The 20,812-nt window shown below is 34.5% G+C and carries 14 protein-coding genes and 5 pseudogenes; 8 read left to right on the forward strand and 11 right to left on the reverse strand.

What is annotated here, in order from left to right:
* Positions 1-95 precede the first annotated feature (95 nt).
* The 5 genes from M3L71_RS05505 to M3L71_RS05525 form a co-directional block, all read right to left on the reverse strand.
* A complete protein-coding gene (locus M3L71_RS05505) occupies positions 96-1,658 on the reverse strand; it encodes a Mur ligase family protein (RefSeq protein ID WP_280143327.1) in 1,563 nt (520 codons plus the stop codon).
* Positions 1,627-2,859: a cystathionine beta-lyase gene (gene metC, locus M3L71_RS05510; RefSeq protein ID WP_280143328.1), complete on the reverse strand. Its 1,233-nt coding sequence runs from the start codon at positions 2,857-2,859 to the stop codon at positions 1,627-1,629. Before metC ends, M3L71_RS05505 begins: the two co-directional genes overlap by 32 nt.
* Positions 2,860-2,866: 7 nt before the next feature.
* Positions 2,867-3,151, reverse strand: a complete 285-nt coding sequence (locus tag M3L71_RS05515) for a BolA family protein (RefSeq protein WP_265030515.1) — start codon at positions 3,149-3,151, stop codon at positions 2,867-2,869.
* A 72-nt stretch (positions 3,152-3,223) separates the two neighbouring features.
* Positions 3,224-5,146 carry a molecular chaperone DnaK gene (gene dnaK / locus M3L71_RS05520; protein ID WP_280143330.1) on the reverse strand — a complete coding sequence of 641 codons (1,923 nt, stop codon included), beginning with the start codon at positions 5,144-5,146 and terminating at the stop codon, positions 3,224-3,226.
* Between the two features lie 73 nt (positions 5,147-5,219).
* Positions 5,220-6,977 carry an Rne/Rng family ribonuclease gene (locus tag M3L71_RS05525; protein ID WP_280143331.1) on the reverse strand — a complete coding sequence of 586 codons (1,758 nt, stop codon included), beginning with the start codon at positions 6,975-6,977 and terminating at the stop codon, positions 5,220-5,222.
* A gap of 148 nt (positions 6,978-7,125) precedes the next feature.
* On the opposite strand from M3L71_RS05525, the gene rpmG reads away from it, so the two are divergent.
* A complete protein-coding gene (rpmG, locus tag M3L71_RS05530) occupies positions 7,126-7,326 on the forward strand; it encodes a 50S ribosomal protein L33 (RefSeq protein WP_012481745.1) in 201 nt (66 codons plus the stop codon).
* A gap of 1,379 nt (positions 7,327-8,705) precedes the next feature.
* On the opposite strand, the gene M3L71_RS05535 is transcribed toward rpmG, so the two are convergent.
* Complete coding sequence (locus M3L71_RS05535) at positions 8,706-9,581, reverse strand: zinc ABC transporter substrate-binding protein (RefSeq protein ID WP_280143332.1); 876 nt, start codon at positions 9,579-9,581, stop codon at positions 8,706-8,708.
* Between M3L71_RS05535 and M3L71_RS05540 the strand changes: the two genes are divergently transcribed.
* The 4 genes and pseudogenes from M3L71_RS05540 to M3L71_RS05560 form a co-directional block, all read left to right on the forward strand.
* Entirely contained in the window at positions 9,573-10,304 is a 732-nt protein-coding gene (locus M3L71_RS05540) for a metal ABC transporter ATP-binding protein (protein WP_280143333.1), read from the forward strand. The genes M3L71_RS05535 and M3L71_RS05540 overlap by 9 nt on opposite strands.
* On the forward strand, positions 10,301-11,722 hold the full coding sequence (gene ubiB / locus M3L71_RS05545) for a 2-polyprenylphenol 6-hydroxylase (protein ID WP_280143334.1): 1,422 nt from the start codon (positions 10,301-10,303) through the stop codon (positions 11,720-11,722). The genes M3L71_RS05540 and ubiB overlap by 4 nt, the downstream gene beginning before the upstream one ends.
* A 578-nt stretch (positions 11,723-12,300) precedes the next feature.
* Positions 12,301-13,304: pseudogene (locus tag M3L71_RS05555) on the forward strand (IS630 family transposase).
* An 11-nt stretch (positions 13,305-13,315) separates the two neighbouring features.
* Positions 13,316-13,684 (forward strand): annotated as a pseudogene (locus M3L71_RS05560) (zinc ribbon domain-containing protein); the annotation flags it as partial.
* A 263-nt stretch (positions 13,685-13,947) separates the two neighbouring features.
* Here M3L71_RS05560 and M3L71_RS05565 read toward each other — a convergent pair.
* From M3L71_RS05565 to M3L71_RS05570, 3 genes are read right to left on the reverse strand one after another with little or no spacing between them, the layout of a single operon-like run.
* Positions 13,948-14,517, reverse strand: a complete 570-nt coding sequence (locus M3L71_RS05565) for an IS630 family transposase (RefSeq protein ID WP_349292746.1) — start codon at positions 14,515-14,517, stop codon at positions 13,948-13,950.
* Positions 14,514-14,711 carry an IS630 transposase-related protein gene (locus tag M3L71_RS08460; protein ID WP_410543495.1) on the reverse strand — a complete coding sequence of 66 codons (198 nt, stop codon included), beginning with the start codon at positions 14,709-14,711 and terminating at the stop codon, positions 14,514-14,516. Before M3L71_RS08460 ends, M3L71_RS05565 begins: the two co-directional genes overlap by 4 nt.
* The gene (locus M3L71_RS05570) at positions 14,678-14,782 is read right to left on the reverse strand and encodes an IS630 transposase-related protein (RefSeq protein WP_280143269.1); all 105 of its coding nucleotides are present in this window, start codon (positions 14,780-14,782) and stop codon (positions 14,678-14,680) included. The genes M3L71_RS08460 and M3L71_RS05570 overlap by 34 nt, the downstream gene beginning before the upstream one ends.
* A gap of 88 nt (positions 14,783-14,870) precedes the next feature.
* Here M3L71_RS05570 and M3L71_RS05575 point away from each other — a divergent pair.
* Positions 14,871-15,336 (forward strand): annotated as a pseudogene (locus M3L71_RS05575) (transposase); the annotation flags it as partial.
* Positions 15,337-15,479: 143 nt separating this feature from the next.
* Here the strand turns inward: M3L71_RS05575 and M3L71_RS05580 are convergent.
* Positions 15,480-18,692 (reverse strand): ankyrin repeat domain-containing protein, encoded by a 3,213-nt coding sequence (locus M3L71_RS05580; protein WP_280143335.1) that lies wholly within the window; start codon positions 18,690-18,692, stop codon positions 15,480-15,482.
* Between the two features lie 207 nt (positions 18,693-18,899).
* Here M3L71_RS05580 and tnpA point away from each other — a divergent pair, with 207 nt between their 5' ends.
* On the forward strand, positions 18,900-19,334 hold the full coding sequence (tnpA, locus tag M3L71_RS05585; protein ID WP_280143336.1) for an IS200/IS605 family transposase: 435 nt from the start codon (positions 18,900-18,902) through the stop codon (positions 19,332-19,334).
* Positions 19,335-19,384: 50 nt separating this feature from the next.
* On the opposite strand, the pseudogene wmk reads toward tnpA, so the two are convergent.
* Positions 19,385-20,279, reverse strand: a pseudogene (gene wmk, locus M3L71_RS05590) (WO male-killing family protein Wmk).
* Between the two features lie 113 nt (positions 20,280-20,392).
* Here wmk and M3L71_RS05595 point away from each other — a divergent pair.
* A pseudogene (locus tag M3L71_RS05595) lies at positions 20,393-20,716 on the forward strand (Rpn family recombination-promoting nuclease/putative transposase); the annotation flags it as partial.
* Between the last annotated feature and the right edge of the window lie 96 nt (positions 20,717-20,812).

A 20,812-nucleotide genomic window follows, 5' to 3' on the forward strand; every position in this document is an offset into this window, starting at 1 on the left:
TCATAATAGTAGGAACAAGATAAGATAGTGATTTAGTGTAACAAGAAGGTAAAAATGCCAGCAGCGTACAGTTATGACTTAAGGAAAAAAGCCATTCAGGCGTTGGATGAAGGAGAGAGCAAAACAGCAGTAGCAAATTTTTGGCCCTCTCTAATAACTTCAACATCACTAAATTCAAGGGATTGGCCTTCTATTATTTGGAATCTTTCATGTCCTTTTCCTGCAACTAGCAGAATCATATTTTCATCATGTGCTATATTTATACCTTTCTCTATAGCTTTTTTTCTATCTCCTATCTCCAGTGCATCAGGGCAATGTAACAAAATATCGTGACGAATTTTCCCCGGATCTTCATCGCGCGGATTGTCATCTGTGACTATAACTTTACCTGCAAGCATTTGTGCTATTTTACCCATCTCTGCACGTTTTGTTTGATCACGATTCCCGCCACAACCGAACACTAGAACTATCTTTTTATTGAAGTGCCATTTTAAAGACAACAGAGCTTGTTTGAGTGCACTTGGAGTATGAGCGTAATCGACAAATGCAAAAGTGTTCACTTTTTCCATTCTTCCAGATGGAGAAGCGAGTTTATCTATACACATTCTTTGATAGTCCATACCAGATGAAATAACTATACCGATTGCACACAACAAATTATATGCTTGAAATTGCCCAAAAATCGGAAAAAATGCGTTATAAATTTCATCACGGATTTGAATTGTCAGGTATTGACCATTGGCAGTGGGCATCTGCTTTAATAAAGTAATGTCAGAGTTTTTTTTTCCATAGGTTATAACTTTGTTGCCACGCTTTTCAGCTATGTTGAGCAACTCTCCATATTCGCCTATATCTGCATTTAAAATCGCTGTTTTTTCTTTTGGCAATACCTCATCAAACAACCTTTTCTTGGCATCAAAATACTCATCGATACTTTTGTGATAGTCCAAATGATCTTGAGAGAAATTAGTAAAAGCTGCAGCATTGAGCCTTAGTCCATGGATTCTGTATTGATCGATTCCATGGCTTGAAGCTTCTAATGCTAAGTGTTCTACGTTCTTATTATTTATGTCACGCAATGTGGAATAAAGATCATCTGCACTTGGCGTTGTAAGGCTATTATCTTTTCTATTATTATTGACACATGTTCCCAGTGTTCCTATAGACGCTACATTATCTTGCCAAATCTGGCGACAAAATTCCACCACTGAAGTTTTACCATTCGTACCAGTTACAGCAGCAACATATTTAGGTTGTTTGAATTGATAAAACCTGCTGACTATTTCACTGTATATTCCTTGAGGGTCCGAGTGGTAAAGCACTGCAAAACTTGGAGTACTTGTCATTCGAGTAGCGTACACTGGAATCCAGTTTTCATTATACAATTGTCTAGTATGCTTGTTTAAAATTAAATTTTCTGGATCCCAGTGTCTGAGCACTGGGATGACATCTTTCTTGGCCCCTTGTATTACAACGTCTACACAGTTGTGTACACATCCATTAGGAAGACATGTTACGTGTTCTTTACTCCTTTCTGACACACAAACAAAAAGGTAACCTTCTTTAACTCTCTTAGGATTACATGTGACGCCTTTGATTTCAATATCAAAGTCAGCATTTACAATGTTATGCAGTAGCTCTTTCAGTCTCACAATCATCTTTAACACTTGAACATGGCAGTCTTATTAATGCAGTATTCAAGTCAAAAATCAAATCTTCAGGATCTTCTAGTCCGCAAAATATTCGCACAAAACTTCCACCATAATCTGAATTCATTACAGATCTTGACATAGATCTATGGTCTACTGGTAATATCAAACTGTCACATCCTCCCCAAGAAGCACCAATGCCTAAAACTTTCATGTGATCAACCATGCAGCCTAGTTCTTCACATGAATATTCTCTATCTAGTACTATACTAAATACGCTACTTGCCCCTTTGAAATAACTTTTCCATAATTCATGTTGAGGATGGGAGGCAAGTGCTGGATACAAAACTCTTTTGATTTTTGGATGTTTTTCCAGCCACTTTGCCACTTGCATTGCTGTACTTTGATGCTTCCTCATGCGTGTTTGCAATGTTCTAAGTCCCCTGTGTGCAAGGTAACAGTCATTCGATTGAATGGTGACTCCATAATTTTTATAGCTCTCATAAAGCAATTTAAAAATTTTACTTTCAGCAACCATAGCTCCCATCACTAGATCTGAGTGACCGGCTAGATACTTTGTCACCGCGTATAGTGCAATATCAATTCCATAATCAAGCGGCTTAAACAACAAAGGAGTGGCCCATGAATTGTCACAAACGGTTACGATTCCACGTGCTTTAGCAACTTTTACTATATGCTCTATATTTGAAATCTCAAACGTTATAGAACCAGGAGTCTCAATCATGATGAGTGAAGTATTACTCTGAACTAAATCAGTTATATCCTGTGTCGGATTATAAAAAGTTACTTCTACTCCTCTTTTTGGTAGCTCATTTTCGGCAAATCTCTTTAGCCTATAATAACTATTATCTTGTATCAGGACATGTGAACCTGCTTTAGTGAAAGTCAAAATAGCAAAAGTAAGTGCAAATAATCCAGAAGGGTAGATGAGTGCTTGTCCCCTACCCTCAATTTCAGCCAGTGCATTTGAAAAATAATGAACAGTAGGCGTACCAACATTACTGTAACTGTAATCCCTTGCAACACCATCATTGATTACATCGTATATACTTTCTCCATTTGCTGCATTTAAGTAGTCCTTGTAAGTAGGAAATAATATAGTAGAAGAATGATAAACTGGTGGGTTCATCGACCCTTTATAATCATTAAATTTTCTTCCTGCTTTAACTAATAAAGACTCTTCGTTCACATTTTTATTATTTATTTTTTAGATTGTATTCGCTTTGCGTATACAAGTGAAGAGAAATCGCATGTACTCGTTCTATTTCACTCTTTAATAATTCATAGATCAATTTATGCCTCTTTAAAGAGCTCATTCCAGAAAAGTCGTTAGATATTAATACTAATTTGATATGTGAAGGTAGTGTCGAAGAAGAAGCAAAATAATGATCTGCATGCTTCGCTGACTCATCTATAACATTAATACCAATTATACCTATTGAATCGCGTAATTTTTCTTCTATTGTCTTAATAATATCCACAATAGTTCCTTTAAGCAACAATACGCTCCTCTTGTCATCGCACAGTATCTGGGCACTGGGATGACAATCGAATTACTTATTCTCTTCTTTATTATCTATGTCTTGATAATCAGAATCTACTACTTTTTCTTCCTTATCATTTGGATTTCCTTCTGATGAAAAGCCATTTTCAGCACTGTTTTGCTGAGATGCTTGATACATAGCTTCTCCAAGCTTCATAGAAAGTTGAGAAAGATTAGTAACCTTCTGTTGTATTGAATCAGCATCATCAATATTATCAGACTTACTAACTTCCTTTAATTCATTAACTGCATTCTCAATAGCATATTTATCTTCTGGAGAAATTTTATCACCATATTCTGTCAAAGATTTTTCTGTAGAATGAACTAAACTATCCGCTTGATTCTTCACTTCAATAAATTTCTTACGCTTTTCATCTTCTTGTGCTTTTTCCTCAGCTTCTCTCACCATCCGATTTATTTCATCCTCCGATAAACCACCTGAAGACTGAATACGTATTTTTTGCTCTTTTCCAGTAGCTTTATCCTTTGCAGAAACATGCGCTATTCCATTTGCATCTATATCAAATGTCACCTCAATTTGAGGAACCCCGCGAGGAGCAGGTGGTATTCCTTCTAAACTAAACTGACCAAGCAGTTTATTATCAATCGCCAATTTTCTTTCACCTTGATGTACCTTAATTGTAACGGCTGTTTGGTTATCTTCTGCAGTTGAAAACACCTGAGATTTTTTTGTGGGAATAGTAGTATTACGTTCAATAAGTGGAGTGAATACTCCACCTAGAGTTTCAATACCAAGAGAAAGTGGAGTTACGTCAAGTAGTAATACATCTCTTACATCACCTTGAATGATTCCCGCCTGTATTGCAGCTCCAATTGCTACAACTTCATCAGGGTTAACCCCTCTGTGTGGATCTTTGCCAAAGAATTCTTTAACTTTCTCTATGACTTTTGGCATACGAGTCATGCCACCAACAAGAACTACTTCACCAATTTGACTAGCAGACAAACCAGCATCTTCAAGAGCTTTTTTGCAAGGAATTATAGTCCTTTCAATCAAATCATTCACTAAGCTTTCAAGCTTTGCTCTTGTTAGCTTCATATTTAAGTGTTTTGGGCCACTTGCATCAGCTGTAACAAACGGTAGATTTACTTCTGTTTCCATTGCACTTGACAATTCTACCTTTGCTTTTTCTGCAGCTTCTTTGATTCTTTGCATAGCCATTGGATCGTTTTTCAAATCAATGCCATTACTTTTCTTGAATTCACCCAGTAAATAATTTACTACTGCATTATCGAAGTCTTCCCCTCCAAGGTGAGTATCACCATTTGTAGCCTTTACTTCAAAAACTCCGTCACCTATTTCAAGAACTGAAACATCAAATGTACCACCACCAAGATCATACACTACTATTGTGTGTCCGTGCTTTTTATCAAGACCATAAGCAAGTGCTGCAGCAGTTGGTTCGTTAATTATTCTGAGGACATTTAATCCAGCAATTTTTCCTGCATCTTTTGTTGCTTGACGTTGAGAATCATTGAAGTACGCCGGCACTGTTATCACAGCATCCTTTACTTCTTCCCCAAGATAAGCCTCAGCTGCTTCTTTCAGGTTTTGTAATATAAATGCACCAATTTGACTAGGAGAGTATTCTTTACTATCAGTTGTTTTAACCCATGCATCACCATTTTTTGCTGCAAATACCTCATACGGCACACCTAGATTCTTCATTTCAGGATCGCTATATTGGCGACCTATCAATCTCTTAGTTGCAAAAAAAGTATTACTTGCATTGGTAGTTGCTTGCCTTTTTGCTGGAGCACCAATCAACCTTTCTCCAGATGAAGTAAATGCAACTATAGATGGAGTAGTTCTTGCTCCTTCTTTATTCTCAATTACCTTTGTATCCTTACCTTGCATCATTGCAACACAAGAATTTGTCGTTCCAAGATCTATACCTATTGCTCTTCCCATAATGAATACTCCCTTTTAAATATTATCTGATGTAAAATATATAAGTATAAAACTCGTTAATTACAAGTCCCGTTTAGTTGTTAGATCCCAAAAGGCGCGAAAGCCATTTAGTTAACCAAAAGTTGCCCGGTAGTTTATCTGAACTACCAGATTCTTTATTCCTGCTATTCACAATTTTACATCCAGAATTCTGCAATGGCTTATAATCATTAAAATTAATATGGTCTCCTTGCTTTAAAATAAATGTATCTGCATCTAAACTATTATCAATACTAACATTTAATGTAATATTGAACTCTTTTTCGATTGTAGAAACCATATCACGCTTATTATTAAAAATGTGCGCTATAACTGCACTGCGTGCTATTAAATCAAAGGACTTATTTTGATTTTTACTAGCAATATGTTGCAAATCCCTTAGTATCGATGCAACAACCACTTCGTTTGATTTCACTCTTCCAATACCTTTACAGCGTAAGCACTCTGTAGTATTAATTTCCTGTATATTTGGTTTAATTCTTTGTCTTGAAAAGACCATTAAACCAAAGTCATTGATAAAGCTAAATTGAACTTTAGCTCTATCATCTTTAAACGCCTGCTTGATAGCAAATTCAACATTTTTGCAATACTCAAGTTTCAACATGTCAATAAAATCAACAACTATTAACCCTGATAAGCCCCTGAGATTCGCTTGCCTTGATATTTCAGATAATGCCTCCATATTAGTTCTATAAGCTGTTTCTTCTATGTTATCTTCTCCTGTCATTTTCCCTGAATTTACGTCTATTGAAACAAATGCCTCAGTTAAGGTTATCACCAAAGACCCACCAGATGGTAATTCTACTCTATTGCTATATAATTCAGAAATTTGATCTTCGACTCGATAGTAAGTGAAGATTGGAACAGAGCCTCTATATAACCTAGGACGTAATTTTCCTTGTAACACATTTTTAGTGTATTTTCTTACCGCTTCACAAACTTCTCTATCAGATACTATAATTTCTGTATCATTACTACAAAAGTCACGTACAGATCTCATAACTACATCTGCTTCGTTGTAAATTAATGATGGAACATTTAAAGAAGAGAAGTTTTGCTGGATATTTTGCCATAATAAGGTCAAATTATCGTAATCTTGCTCAATTTCTTTCTTACTTTTTCCTGCACCAACAGTTCTTACTATTAAACCTGAGCCTTTTGGTAAATTTATTGAATTTAATATATCCTTTAACTGTTTTCTAACGTTGGTATCTTCAATTCTGCGAGATACTCCACCCCTACTTATGGAATTGGGCATGAAAACACAGTATCTACCGACCAAAGTTACGTATGTTGTAAATGAAGCTCCTTTATTTCCTCGTTCTTCTTTAGTTAATTGAACCAATAACTTTTGATTTACTGAAATCACATCTTGTAACTTATATTTTCTATGTAAAGGTACCTCCCTCACAAAACCACTGCTGGATTCATTACTAGCTGTAGAATCTAGGCCTTCTTCTGTGCAATTATCATTTGAACAGTCCACACCTCTCGAATAGCCTTCGTCAGGGAAAATTTCCTTCTCTTTTTCTGGAATATTAAAGTAATTTAGAGATATCTCAGAAAAAGACAAAAAACCTTGCTTATTTTTTCCATACTCAATGAACACGGCCTGCAAAGCAGGCTCTATACGCTTTACATAAGCAACGTATATATTACCTCTTAATTGTCTTTTTTCCTTGAATTCTTGTTCAAACTCTACAACCCTACCATTAACTAGTAGGGCAACCCTTACCTCGTTAGAACAGGTAGTACTTTCTATCAATAATAACCTTTTGCCATCACTAGCCACTTATTTACCGTCTGCTTTTCATTCTGAAATCTTCTTATACTACTTAATATATTATTGATTGTCAAGAATTTTGCGACCTGCATTATTGGGTTGACTTTCAGTGTTTTGCGTTCTAAACTTGCATAGAATTTATTATATCACTAAAATTATGGCGAAAAAAAATGCTTCTTTGCTTGTCAAGCTAGTTAGCACCGCAACTAAAACAACAAAAACTGGAGAAGAGAAACTAACAGGCTATTTTTGTGTAAAAAAACGTAATCCTAAGAACCTTCCCAAGAAGCTCGAGTTTAGGAAGTATGACCCAGTGGTCAGAAGACACGTATTATTTAAAGAAGAAAAATTAAAGTAAGTATATTATCATGCAAAGCTTACAGCTAAAAGGAGTGTGGCTTATTCCTCACTAGTTATACTGTTTTGCATTAGGGAAAGTCTGTTTGAGGTTTTGAAAGATTACGGTAACTTATATAAGTTACGGGAAATTGAGCCACCTGAATAAGGGCTGAAAATGGTAGCGTTTTTGTCCTGATCTGGTCTTTTTATTCCTTAAATGGAACTTGATCTGATACTTTAAATGATCCAGATAGTCTATATACCATCACACTCTGTGACCATACACTTAGAGGTTGTTCACAAACTTTTGAATTCTTTTGTTAAACTTTTACAGAAAAAAATTGCTTGCGCATATTTTAAATCTTACTATAATCATAGTAAAAGATGTTTTAAGAGCTCAAAATTTATCTTTATCTGCAGACTTTTTTCATTAAACAATCAAACTCATTAAAAAATGTGGCGTATCTTCTTCAGCGTACGTGGGTGCACACACATGCTTAATCTCTGTCGTATGTGCGCCGCACTTTTTTTCTAATCTTTTTTACACAGGAGGATTTTATGTCCAGAATGCCAGATACTTGATCTTTACTTTAGCTAAAAACCATAGGCGCCTATGGTTTTTATAAAGAAAGTTTAGAAAATAACCAAAAACCACTTGCCATAAAAAGTAACTATATTAGTATGATATTCACATTTATATGTTAATATAGATGTAATCAGATTAAGGAGTATATTATGGTAAAATTTACACAAGATTCTTCTTCATTGACAGTGCATGGTGTTGATTTACTTAATTTGTGCCACAGACAGTGTGAAAATAAATACGAGGGTAATGATTTATTGACAAAAATTAATAGATCTTGGTGTAAGGCTGACTGTAATAGAAAATTAAAAGCTCCTGAACACCATTCACCAGAAAAAGTAACCTTACTGAACAGTTAACAGATATTGCAAGTAATCTCCGTTTTGAGAGCATAAAATTATCGCTTATATCAGATGAAATAGACAATTACAATTCAATGTCTTTTTAATTAGAGTAAAAGAAGATATTGGTTATCTTCTTTTTTTTATACGATTATTTCTATAATTAACCACTTGAAATTAAGTTCGTTCAGGCAAGATAATTATGAGTAAAAATAGCAGATGCAAGTAGCTGGCACACAGCTGTACGAGCATTCATTTTTGAGGGCATAGCAAATGGTGTCATTCAAGTAGCTGACATTGGCTTGCCCTAATCTCATCAAGAACGTTGTGCTTTAACATAATATTTTTATGCTTACCAACTTAACTGAATCCCAGACTGGGATGATATACTTCTGGTAGATAATGTCGGTATAGTTGTGATTGGAATAGAAAGCACTAAGTTTGCAATGCTATCTGAATAGATAAAAGAACTCATTACTCAGTGAAACAAGACTTGAAATTTTGTGCAATGCTGCTGATTATATCTAGATATGCATCCTTTCCAGGCTCTACATCTGATCCAATAGGATCAAGAATCACCATTTTTACGTCACTAGAAAAGACATTAGGCTTTATGCTATCCTCTCGTGAATGAGAAACAATACATTTAACGTTTTCCTCTTTCATTACCTTTTTTAATTTCATTAAACTCTTCATACCTATGTAAGAATCCTCTTCTATAGAAAGAATGGCGCTTGGGTAACTTAAATCAAAATATTTTTCGAAATATTGATAAGCATCGTGAGTAACTATGTATTTTTGATTTTTTAACTCATCCAATTCTTTCGTAATTTTTTCTACTTCTTGGTCTATCTTTCTTATAGCCTCCTCTGCGTTAGTATTGTATCGATAGGCATTTTCTTTATCTATATTAGATAATGTTGCACTGATAGAAAGTATCATACTTTTTGCATTTTCAGGACTCAGCCAAATATGCAAATCTTTTTCATCTTGAATGTGACTAGAAAACGAATGTGGTCGAGCAGGAAGTAGATCGATTGCACTTGATAGCGGTATTAACTTCTTATTTTCTTTAGCGAAAGTTTTAACAAATGTTTCCAAAGAATCATCGATATAAAATATAATATTACTAGATTCTAATTTACTTGCATCTGAAGGCCTGAGCATGTAGTTATGTTCATACACTATTTCGTACATTAGTAATTCTGGCTTTGAAATCCCATCTGTAACAGAAGCTACAAGTGAGTGTATAGGTTTGATTGTAGCTACAATTTTTAAATTGGATGAAAAGGCACTATTGTAGTATAGTGTAAGTGAAAGTAATAGAAAAAAAATCAGTAAATGTCTCATATAAATATTGAGAAGAAGTCAATTTTCGCCAAAAAGTTAAGTAATGTCAATAACTTCATTCTAAAAATAGAAAACCTTACTCTTGCACATGGTAGTAAAAAAGTTCTTGATAATATCAATATATCAGTAGAAAGAGGAGATATAGTTACAATACTTGGTCCAAATGGCGGAGGTAAAACCTCTTTAGTGAAAGCAGTTGCTGGTATAAATAAAGGTTTTATTGGCAGTATTGTATTCGCTGACAATATAAAAATTAGCTATATGCCACAAAATTTTAGTATTGGTAATTTGATGCCAATAACAGTTGAGTCTTTCCTTTTCAATAGCTCCTCGAAGAAATTGAAGAAAAATCAACCCATTGTTACAGAAGCAATAGAATTGGTTGGTATCGGTAACATCCTAAAAAATCAAGTATTAGAAATCTCTGCAGGACAAACACAATTACTGCTGCTTGCACGCTGTTTAATTTCAGAATCTGATTTGATCATTTTAGATGAGCCAGTCAGTGCAATGGATATTAACGCACGAGCTAAATTTTATGATATTATAAATAAAATCGCAAAAGAACGATCAGTGTCGATTCTCATGACTTCTCATGACCTTAACTCTGCTCTACCATCCTCAGATTACATAATTTGCATAAATAATACTATCTATTATCAAGGTAAACCTGATGAAATTATGGAGATAAATGAAATATTTGGCAGTTACGCAGCGAAATGATTCAAAATATTCTACGTCTTCTGCAAATAACTACAGTGCTAACACGCTACAATGTGTTACCTTATTTACTTCCACCATCAAAAAAATCAATAAATAAAATACAAGGTCATAAACTAAAGCGTGCTCTTGAAAGATTAGGTCCGGTGTTCATTAAATTTGGGCAATCCATTTCATCACGCACTGATATTTTAAATGAGGACATAACAAATAACTTGCTATTGATATGTGATAGATTGCCATCATTTTCGTATAAAATAGCAGTTAAAACTATAGAAAGTGAGTTTAATTGTAAATTAAGCGACATTTTTTCAAGTTTTTCTGAAAAGCCAATTGCAGCAGCATCAATTTCTCAGGTGCATAGAGCAGTTACAATTGAGGGTAAGGAAGTTGCTGTAAAGGTTTTGAGGCCAAATATTGAGAAAACATTCTCAAGGGATATAAAAATGCTTTCTTGGCTTGCAGAAATTGCAGAAAAATTTAGTGAACAATCAAAAAGGCTGAAGCCAGTTGAATTAGTCAAAACTTTTGCTGAAATTTGCCGATTAGAGTTAGATCTACGCTTTGAGGCTGCCCACTCTTCGGAACTGAAGGAAAATACTAAACATGACAGAGGTTTCTACGTACCTGAAATAGATTGGAGTAGAACTTCAAAAAAGGTTTTAACATTAGAATGGATGGAAGCTATACCAATATACGAAGTTGAAAAGCTGAATAACCGCAAGCAAATAGCTATCAATCTTATAGAATCGTTTTGTAATCAGGTGTATAGGGATTGCTTTTTTCATGCTGATATGCATCCAGGAAATCTAATGATTGATAGTAACAACAATATTATTGCCTTGGATTGTGGAATCATGGGTAGAATAGATCGTGAGACATGCTATTACGTTATAGAGATACTCAAAGGCTTTTTAAATAGGAATTATAATCACGTTGCAAAAATGCACTTTAGAGCCGGTTATGTTCCATCACAGCATAGAAATTTTGTTACAGCTTGCAGAGCAATAGGTGAGCCCATTGTTGGACAGCCTATACATAAGATTTCATTTGCTCGATTACTTACTCAGCTACTAAAAATAACTGGTGATTTTGATATGAAAGTTCAAACACAATTGTTATTGCTGCAGAAAACTATGATTTTATTAGAAGGAACATGTAGGAAAGTCTATCCAGAAATCAATATGTGGAAAGTAGTTGAAACATGGATAAACAGTCAACATGAAAGTAAAATAGGGTATAGGGAAAAAATTAAAAGCTCTTATCCCATCAAAACAATCCAAGGAATATTTAGCCTTATAGAAAAATTAAACCTAATAGCTGACAAAAAATTACAAGTGAAAAATAGATCAAATGGAAAAGCCTACTTTTTACTTTGGTCTGTAATTATAATTCTCATCGTTAAATTTTTAATTTCTTAAACTAAAAGATAATAAAAGCAAGTTTACAACAACTATTTAAGTCTTGAAACCACTCAGGTTCACATTCACTCGAATTATCAAAGTATTTTCAGGGGTTCTGTTGCATCTATAAACCATAGGAAAGAAGATCATTAAAGGTGGGATTATAGGAGTTATGAAGCCATTAACATAGCAAAATTCTCAAAAGTAGAAACATTATTTTAATAATTTGTCTTTTTTGAATCATACGAATATTTTCTATGCCTGTGATGGTAATCTTTGCGGAATGGAAGCTTTTAAACCCAAGCATTGGCTTTATTAGTTTTTTGATAAATCTATCAACAATATTATTTAGATATTTTATTTGAAGAACTGTAATCTTCAGAAATTTCTTCATTCAAATCATCAAGAGCAGCAGTATTACTGCCGCTTTTATCAATTACAATTTTCTCAGGAAGACAGTTACTCCTGAAGGCTTTACGAAAGAATGCAAGTGCTGAAGACTTGTCTCTACTTATACCAATTCCCGCTATAGAAAGAACAGATAGAGAATAATGGGGAAAAAGTCATACTAGAGTAAGTGAAATAGCGAGGTATAAATGGCATTAAGGTCAAAACTATTAGACGAAAGAGTTGTAAATTTAGCGAAAGAAATGTTAAAAAAGGTAAGAAATAACGCATATGTTTCAAAAAAGTTACAAGCGGTGATAGCAGGAAAAGAAAGTAGTATAAGCGCTGTGGCAAGAATATGTAAAATTTCAAGGACTGCTTTGACTGAATGGATAAAGCATCTAAAATTTGGTAGAGTAGAAAAATTATTTGCCCCGTTTCAGCGGAGAAGAAAAAGCAAATTAAACAAAAATCAACGTGAGCAAATTGAAATATGGGTAGAAAGAAATCCAAATATTACTATTAAGGAAGTACAAATAAAAATCTCAGAGGAATTTGCCTAAACATCAGCAAATCAACAGTGCACCGTGAGATACAAAGGATGAAATTTTCTTACATAACACCGAGGCCAATGGACCATAAACAAGATAAAAACAAGCAAGAAGAGTTTAAAAGATACTTCAATAAAATAGTCAATTTCCACCCTAAAAGGGAGGTGTAGTTTTTGATGAATCACGAATTGGAACTCATTCAAAAATCGGTCACGGATGGTTTAAAAGGGGTCAGAACGCAGGTTAAAATGAAAATTGGTAGACAAAATTTCTATATCTAAAGTGCGGTAAATCCAAGAAGTGGTAAGAAAATTAGCCTACTTGCTCCATATGTAAACACTGATTGTATGAATATATTTCTGGAGCAGATGTCGAAAGATTTAGGCACGAAAGAAGCCTTTCTTGTAATGGATTGTGCAAGTTGGCATAGATCAAAAAGTTTGAAAATTCAGGAAAACATTACCATCATATACTTGCCTCCTTATTCACCGGAACTGAATCCTGTTGAAAGGTTGTGGCAATATATCAAATACAATACTTTACGCAATAGTATCTACGATACCATAGGTTTACTTGAAGATGTTTTGTGTAATTCTATTGTCAATATTTCCAGTACTACTATTAAACGAGTTTGTAATGTTTCTTATTTGTTCCGTCAGTAATGGATTTTGGTATGAGTTCAGAGAATAAGGTAGAATTTATACCAATAAAAAAGAAAGGAAACAAATGCACATTAATCGAACCAGAAGGAAAAACAAATAATGCGTTACTGAAAGCATTGGTAAGAGCCCATTCGTGGAAACGGCAACTAGAAGAAGGTAAATACGCAAATATAGAAGAGCTGAGTACCAAAATTAATATAGGTACAAGACGTATACAGCAAATTTTGAGGTTGAACTATTTAGCACCAGAAATTAAAGAAGATATAGTAAGTGGAAGACAGCCAAGAGGTTTGAAGTTAGTGGAATTGAGAGAAATACCGATGCTGTGGAGTGAGCAGATGGAGAAGTTTTACGGGTTTAAGCAAGCTGTCTGCCAGTAAAAAATAAGATAATTTCTTCGGAAGAATCTATAAATTATTTACAATTCTTTAATCTCGTTTTTGGAGAAATTAGTAAACTCAACACTCCCATTAAATTTGATAAATTGATTGCAAAAAGATAGGATTTTCAGTAAGTTGGCCTTTCATAGGTAACAAAGCCAACCTTCCTGATATTTCTCTTTACCTTGAGTTATAATCCTGCCACTGTTGTTTTATTCACTACAGCTTCAGCATTGCTATTCTCAAGTGAGTTTAAAGGGTTATTACAATATAGTATTTTCTAAAATGAATGGATAAATTTCCATTATGGTATTACCAACCAAAAGTTGTAAGTCTGTACATTTATACATTAGAGGTCTGAGGCGGCTTTTGATGGTATGCCAACAGTGTTCTATGGGATTCAAATCTGGTGAATATGTTGGAAGATACAGCACATGAAAGCCAAAAGACTCTATTAATGATTTTGTTTTAGTGGTCTTATGAAATGTAGCATTATCCATAACTATGGTTGTGCCAAGTGGCAATTTAGGTAATAACATCTTCTCCAACAATATATTGAATACCTCTTTTTCACACCCACCTTTGAAAGTCATTGGTGCAATAAATCTCATTCCAATCCACCCGGCTACTATACTGATTCTCTCTCGAGTTCTCCCTGGAACATCTGCATAAATTTTCTTTCCTCTTGGAGCACGTCCATATTCTCGGTATAACTTATTATCAACTCCTGCTTCATCTATATATAAGATGCTGGAATGTTCTATTTTTGAGATTTTATCAATAAATTGCTGCCTATCTTCTTGATTGCGCTCTTGATATAGTGTGACTTTTATAAAGTAATTTTTAGCTGTTTTAGTCTATACCAAATTGAATTTATTCCAAATCCAAGATTTTGTTTCATCTCTGCCAGAGTATGATCTGGATTCTTTGTAACATATTCTTCGAGTATTTTTGGGTCTATTTTTCGAATAAAGCTACCGTTTTTAGATGGCTTTAAGCTTTCACCAGCAGCTTTCTTTTTAACCAGCGGTACAGAGTTGCTATTCCTATCTCCATGAGCTCTGCTATCTCAACCTTTGTCTTCCCTTTTTCTATCATCAATACTGCCTTTTCCTTAAATCCACACTATATGCCATTATAACTCAAATACTTTGTTATACCTTTATCATTTGCTTTGGGAAATACTATAGTTACATCTCTATTAGATGAGAAACGTTTTACAGTTGAAGAGTTTGAGAGATTATATTACTTGCGCTGGGGAGTAGAAACATTTTTCTAGGCTGAAGGGAAGATTAAATTTAGAGAATTTCACAGGAAAAAGTATTGAAACTATCAAGCAGGATTTTTGGTCAACTATCTTCATCAGTAATCTAGAAAGTATCATGATAGAAGATGATGAAGAGACATTGAGCTCACAGAATAGTAAACTAAAAAAAAAGCATCAATAAATCTGTCTCATTTAATGCGATTAAAAACTTATCCTTTGATATTTTTCTACAGAGTCAGACATAGACTGCATTATGTATCGACTATCACAGTTATTTTTGATGAACACTTTAGTGGTGAGAAAAGGGAGAAGAGTTAATCGTCATAAGATATCTGATATTCGTTCACTCAACTACCAGAAAAGAGCTAGAAAACATGTGTTTTAAATTCAAGATATCTTTTCAGTATCATTGTATTAGTACATTCTTTGCAAAATAACCTGCAATTATTACTTTTTAAATAACTTGCACTTTTCAGACTCCCTTTTCTTAAAAATTCACCCTAGTATTTACCATAATTATCAATCACTTCAAATTTTTTGTCCAATCTTAACTTCTCTTTCCCTTAACTTAATGGCAGTGATACTGTCTAGCACGACACTTCCTATATTTAAAAGGACTCCTGCACCAGTACTTACATGTTGTAGCGATGAAGTCGTTACGCTAGCAACCTCTTTACCTTCGCTAATGGCAATAGCAGCTTCATATAGCCCAGCGGTTTTATCAATGTCTTCAACTGCACCATGACCCATCTGTGCTAGATTAACCCAAGTATGCACTTGCAGTGCAGTCTTTAATATCTCTGGAACATTATCATCTGCTACTGCCATACGACTTTTATTGGCAAACCAGGGAATAAGTGTTTTTACAATAAATGCTGAGTTAAGACCATCAACAGACTCAACATCAAAAACAGATCTACCTTGTGTACCAGCATTGTCATATGCTTCCTTGACTATTGCTAATTTTTCATTGTAGTCTTCAATAAAATTGATAATACGTTGATCATGGGTTGTAGCTGTTTGCAACTGTTGTTCAGCATTGATAAATTTCACCTGGTAGCTATCAGTCTTAGTATCTTTAGCCACATTACGTAGTATTGGCCACCATTTCCCTTCTGGTAATTGATTACTCTTGTAAAGCTCTGACATGGATTGGTGGAAATTTTCTGCAAGATCGATAGACTTGAGCAGCTCGGTTGCTCTCTTGCCAATCTGAGGTACTAATTCACCGTCTTGATTCCAAGCATAAATGATCTTGTCTTCGCTGATTTTATGTTTCCACTTACCTGAACTGTCCTCAGTAAGCTTCTTTCCAGTATAAGTAACAGCAACTCGCGCAGATCTTGCAGCAATGTCTGCACGAATACCCTGCTCATCTAGTGACAGTGCAAGTTCTCTAGCATAATTCATCTCTATGGTATCTACCAATGAACATCCGACCAAACTGATGTACTTAGGGGAACTACTGATGTTATACTCAGTATCAAGCTCAATAGTAAAATCTGCTATCTCATCTGCAAGTTCTGTAGCACTATATCCTCCTAATGTTTTATCAATGATATTACTGCGACCATGGCCTACTACTTGCCAACGCAGGTTTTCTTGTCCTTTTAGAGTATCAAGATTGCCATAGACTTCCTGGTAATTACGTTGAGCATCAAGCTGCACAATCACTGAACTTTCAGGATGTTTGGCAGCTAATCTTGCTGCTGCTTCCATGACTACTGGATCATCCTCAAGTTGCAAAATAATCTGGCCATCAAATCGAGTTGCAGTACTATCCTCTGCTCTGACGCTGATCTTTGGCTTTGCCCATTTATCAACGTCATCCTTGTTAAGCTCTCGAGTATCTGCATCAAGTGAATGTGGGACTTCATAAGCTTCCTCTCTAGAAATCTCTTTTATATCTTGCTGAAGGTCACTGAGAAGTGGTACAAAATGGTTCTTGTAGTTCACTATATAAATAGTATTACTATTTTTACCCACTTCACTTGTAGTAACGTGTAATCCACCTACCTCTTCATTCCTCAATTCTATTGCTGTGATTTGAACTTTATACTTCTCACATATCATCTTTCCTTCAATCTCAGTTCTTCCCCATATGGGATTGTTAGATTCTTCTGATATTTTCTTTATTTCTTTCAAGTAGAGTTTGAAAGTGTCTTCATTATCAATTTTATTCTCTTTAGTCTCTGGATCTTGTATAGGGCCATATGGACCTTGCAATGCAACAAAATAGCCTCCTTCTTTTGCATCTTGTATGATTTTATCTTTGTATTCATCAGCATAGCTTGCACATTCTTTCCTTAATGATTTTGCATTAAACCTTTTATCGCTTACAATTAAGCCTTTATCTTTTAACTCATTTAATCCTTGAGCTAAGGAATCAAAAAAGCAATCTCCTTTACCAATTGCAGCTCCTATTTTAAACTCGTTAGGACAATGAGTTTTTAATTCATTTAATAAACTTTCAAGATGTTGTTTTTTCTTCTGCTCTTCTGCTTTTTGTATCTCTTGAAAGATGGAAATAGGTTCTCTAGTAAAAGTTTTTAATTCTTGCTCAGTATTATCCAGTTCACTATTGTTCTCACCTAGCTTCTCCATTTCGCTTTCATTATTAACTTGCTCTAGGTCTTTGCCACTACCTTGTAAAGGAGTTAATGCTTTTAGTAAATTTTGCCTATCTTCATGACTTAAATATTGATTAATCTTTTCTACTAACTCTGGAGGTAAAATAGATCCTTCTTCTCTGTAGAATTGTACTTTTTCTATTATTTCATTATATAAGTAAGCTTTTTCAATCCTATTGCTAAGAATATCAGAGAATTCAGGAAATCTTTCTAGTAGCTGATCTGGGTCCGATAAAGCATTTAATGTTTTCACATATAATCCTAATTTAGCATCATATGCTGTAAGAAAATCATAAAGTGATACTTGTCTGATTCCTATTGAACCAATGTTAATGGTCTTCGTTAATTCAAGATCCCAGTATTTTGATAATGTTTCATGCAGTAAGTTGCTTGGTAGTAGTGTTGCAAAGTTCGGCTTTTCTGCACTAATATTCTGCGCTAATGTGTATTTAATCAAAACCTTACTGGCATCTTCACAACCTCTACCAACTGCACATTCGAGCGGTGTTTGGTTACTGTTGTTTCTCTTCGTGATATCGGCTCCCTTTATTAATAACTCCTGCACAATCTCTGAATAACCATTTTCAGCAGCATAGTGTAATGGTGTTTTCTGATCTATAAGGGTCACTGCATCAACATTTGCTCCATGATTTAATAACTTCTGCACAACTTCTGCATGACCATTTTGGGCAGTACAGTGTAGTGGTGTTTTCCGCTGTAGAGAAGCTTCTGCATCAACATTCGCTCCATGATCTAACAACTCCCGCACAACTTCTGAATGACCATTTTCGGCAGCAAAGTGTAGTGGTGTATAATGATTAGGAGAATTTCCTGCGTTAATATTTGCATCATTGCTCAAAAGAAGTTTTACAGTTTGTGGACAATTTTCTTTAGCAGCAAAATGCAATAAGGTGTTGAGAAATATATTGCCACTTACTCTAAATAGGTGATTGATATTTGTGTTTAATTGATTGTATATTTCTGTGTTTGCTTGTTTTATTTCATCTAAAATTTCTCTATAACTCGAATTTTCTGAGCGATTAGGGGAGTTAAGTCTTTTTTCTGTTCTGTGAAGTATATCCCGTAATGTGTCAATTTCTATATTTACCACAGCCTCGCCCTCTAATTTTTCTTATATTAGTAATATAAATCCATAAAAGAATCATTAAGAGTAAGGACCTCTTGATACAAACTTGCCTTATGAACTTTCTTTCTGTTTCTAAACAATTTTTGTTGTCCCAAATTTGGGAGAAAAACCCTGGACTTGAAGTCCATCCTTTCAAGAATATAATTTGAAAGGTGAAAAAATTAGAGGGATGTGAAATATTATAGAAAGAGTAGCCATTCGGTATACGATTGCACTTATCATATAGTATGGATTACTAAATACAGATACCCAGTTCTTGTTGGAGACATAGGGCTAAAAGCAAGAGAGATAATTCAAGCAGTATGTAGAGATAACCAAGTAGAAATTATCAGAGGTAAAGTAGCATCAAGCCATGTCCACATATATGTTTCAGTACCACCATATTTGAGTATCAGTAAATTAGTACAACTGATAAAAGGAAGGTGCTCGAGAAAAATACAGCAGAGTTTTCCAGAATTAAGGAAAAAATATTGGGGGAATCATTTGTGGGCAGTTGGTTATTTTGTCAGGACTACCGGAAATGTGACTGATCAAATGATAAAGGACTACATTGAGAATCACTCTAAAAGAGAAGACAAATTTGGTGACTTTCAAGTTGAAAATTAGCATTCCATGCTCTCTCTCAATCTATGGATTTCAATCCATAGTGGTTGAATTTAAATCTGTTGAATTTCGCCTAAAGAGAGGCCTGTTATTTGCAAAATAATATCGGTAGAAATTCCTTCTTTTACTAAGTCTTTTGCAACTTTGATCTTTTCTGCTCTTTTCACTTTTTCTTCGCAAATTTGTATGCTTTCAAACAGAGATTTTATTAGCGCATAGCATAATTCTTGACTCTCAATTTTTTTGTACTCTTTTATTAAATCAGGTAGCTCATTTTCTACTATCTCATCTTCCTCTATTAGCAGATCTGTAATGCTAATTGATAATGTTTCTGCTATTGCATACAATTTTTCCAGTGGAATGGCCACACGTCCTTGCTCATAGTTGCTTATTTCATCACGTGTTGTACTCATTTTTTCTGCTAAATCCTTCTGAGTATATTCCCGTCCATTCTTTTATCTTTTTTCCTATTTTGTAGTAGATAGAACCAACTTTTTCTTCAACACATTCATTAGCAGAAAGACCAATTGTTTTTGAAACAGTATCAACAGAAACTCCTGCTTTAACCAGACCTTTTGCAATTTTTATTTTTCCGATTTTCTACTACTTTTCTCACCAACTCAGGTAAATTTTGCTAGCAAGTAAAACACCTTGCGCAACTCTTGATCATTAATCGTTTTATATTTTCTTACTAATTTCCTCCTCCTCGTCTTCAAGGCGGATTTTTTCATTTGATACAGGAATTAGGTCTACAATACCAATCGACAATATCTCTGCTATAGCATACAACTTTTCAATCGAAATTTTACGTGTTCCTTTTTCATATTGTAGTACTATTTGATACTTTACGCCGATTTTTCCCGCTAAATCTTTTTGAGTATAACCTCGCTTTAACCTCCAGCTCCTTACTTTTTGTGCTATCTGATACCTTATCGAGATATTTGCCATAAATATTATACAGGTTGATACTACCAAATAAAGATATACAAAATGTTTGCATTTTAGTTGAATATTTCTTCAGAATTGTGTATAATTATTAATGCTTTTTATCTTACTTTCTCATGGCTCTTTCGAAGTTTCTCGATCCCAAGAATGATATATCGTTCAAGCGCATCTTTGGTACTGAAAAAAATAAGGACATTCTTATTCACTTCCTTAATGATATCCTTGGCTTCACTGGCAAAAGCACAATACAGGATATAGAGTTCTTAAGTACTATTCAAGACCCTGATATTGCTTCTAAAAAACAAAGCATTGTTGATGTTCTTTGTAGGGATGAAAATGGGCTGCAAGTCATAGTCGAAATGCAGGTCGCTAAAACTAAGGGCTTTGAGAAACGCGCCCAATATTATGCTGCTAAAGCTTACTCAAGACAGGCTGATAAAGCATACGCGTCAAGTTAAGGAACTGTGGTAATAAACTTAGTGTAAGGAAGAGAAAGAAAAGATATAAGTTCTCTTAAATCTAACAAAGAAAACGGA

This window comes from Wolbachia endosymbiont of Frankliniella intonsa (assembly GCF_029856955.1).
Classification (GTDB): domain Bacteria; phylum Pseudomonadota; class Alphaproteobacteria; order Rickettsiales; family Anaplasmataceae; genus Wolbachia.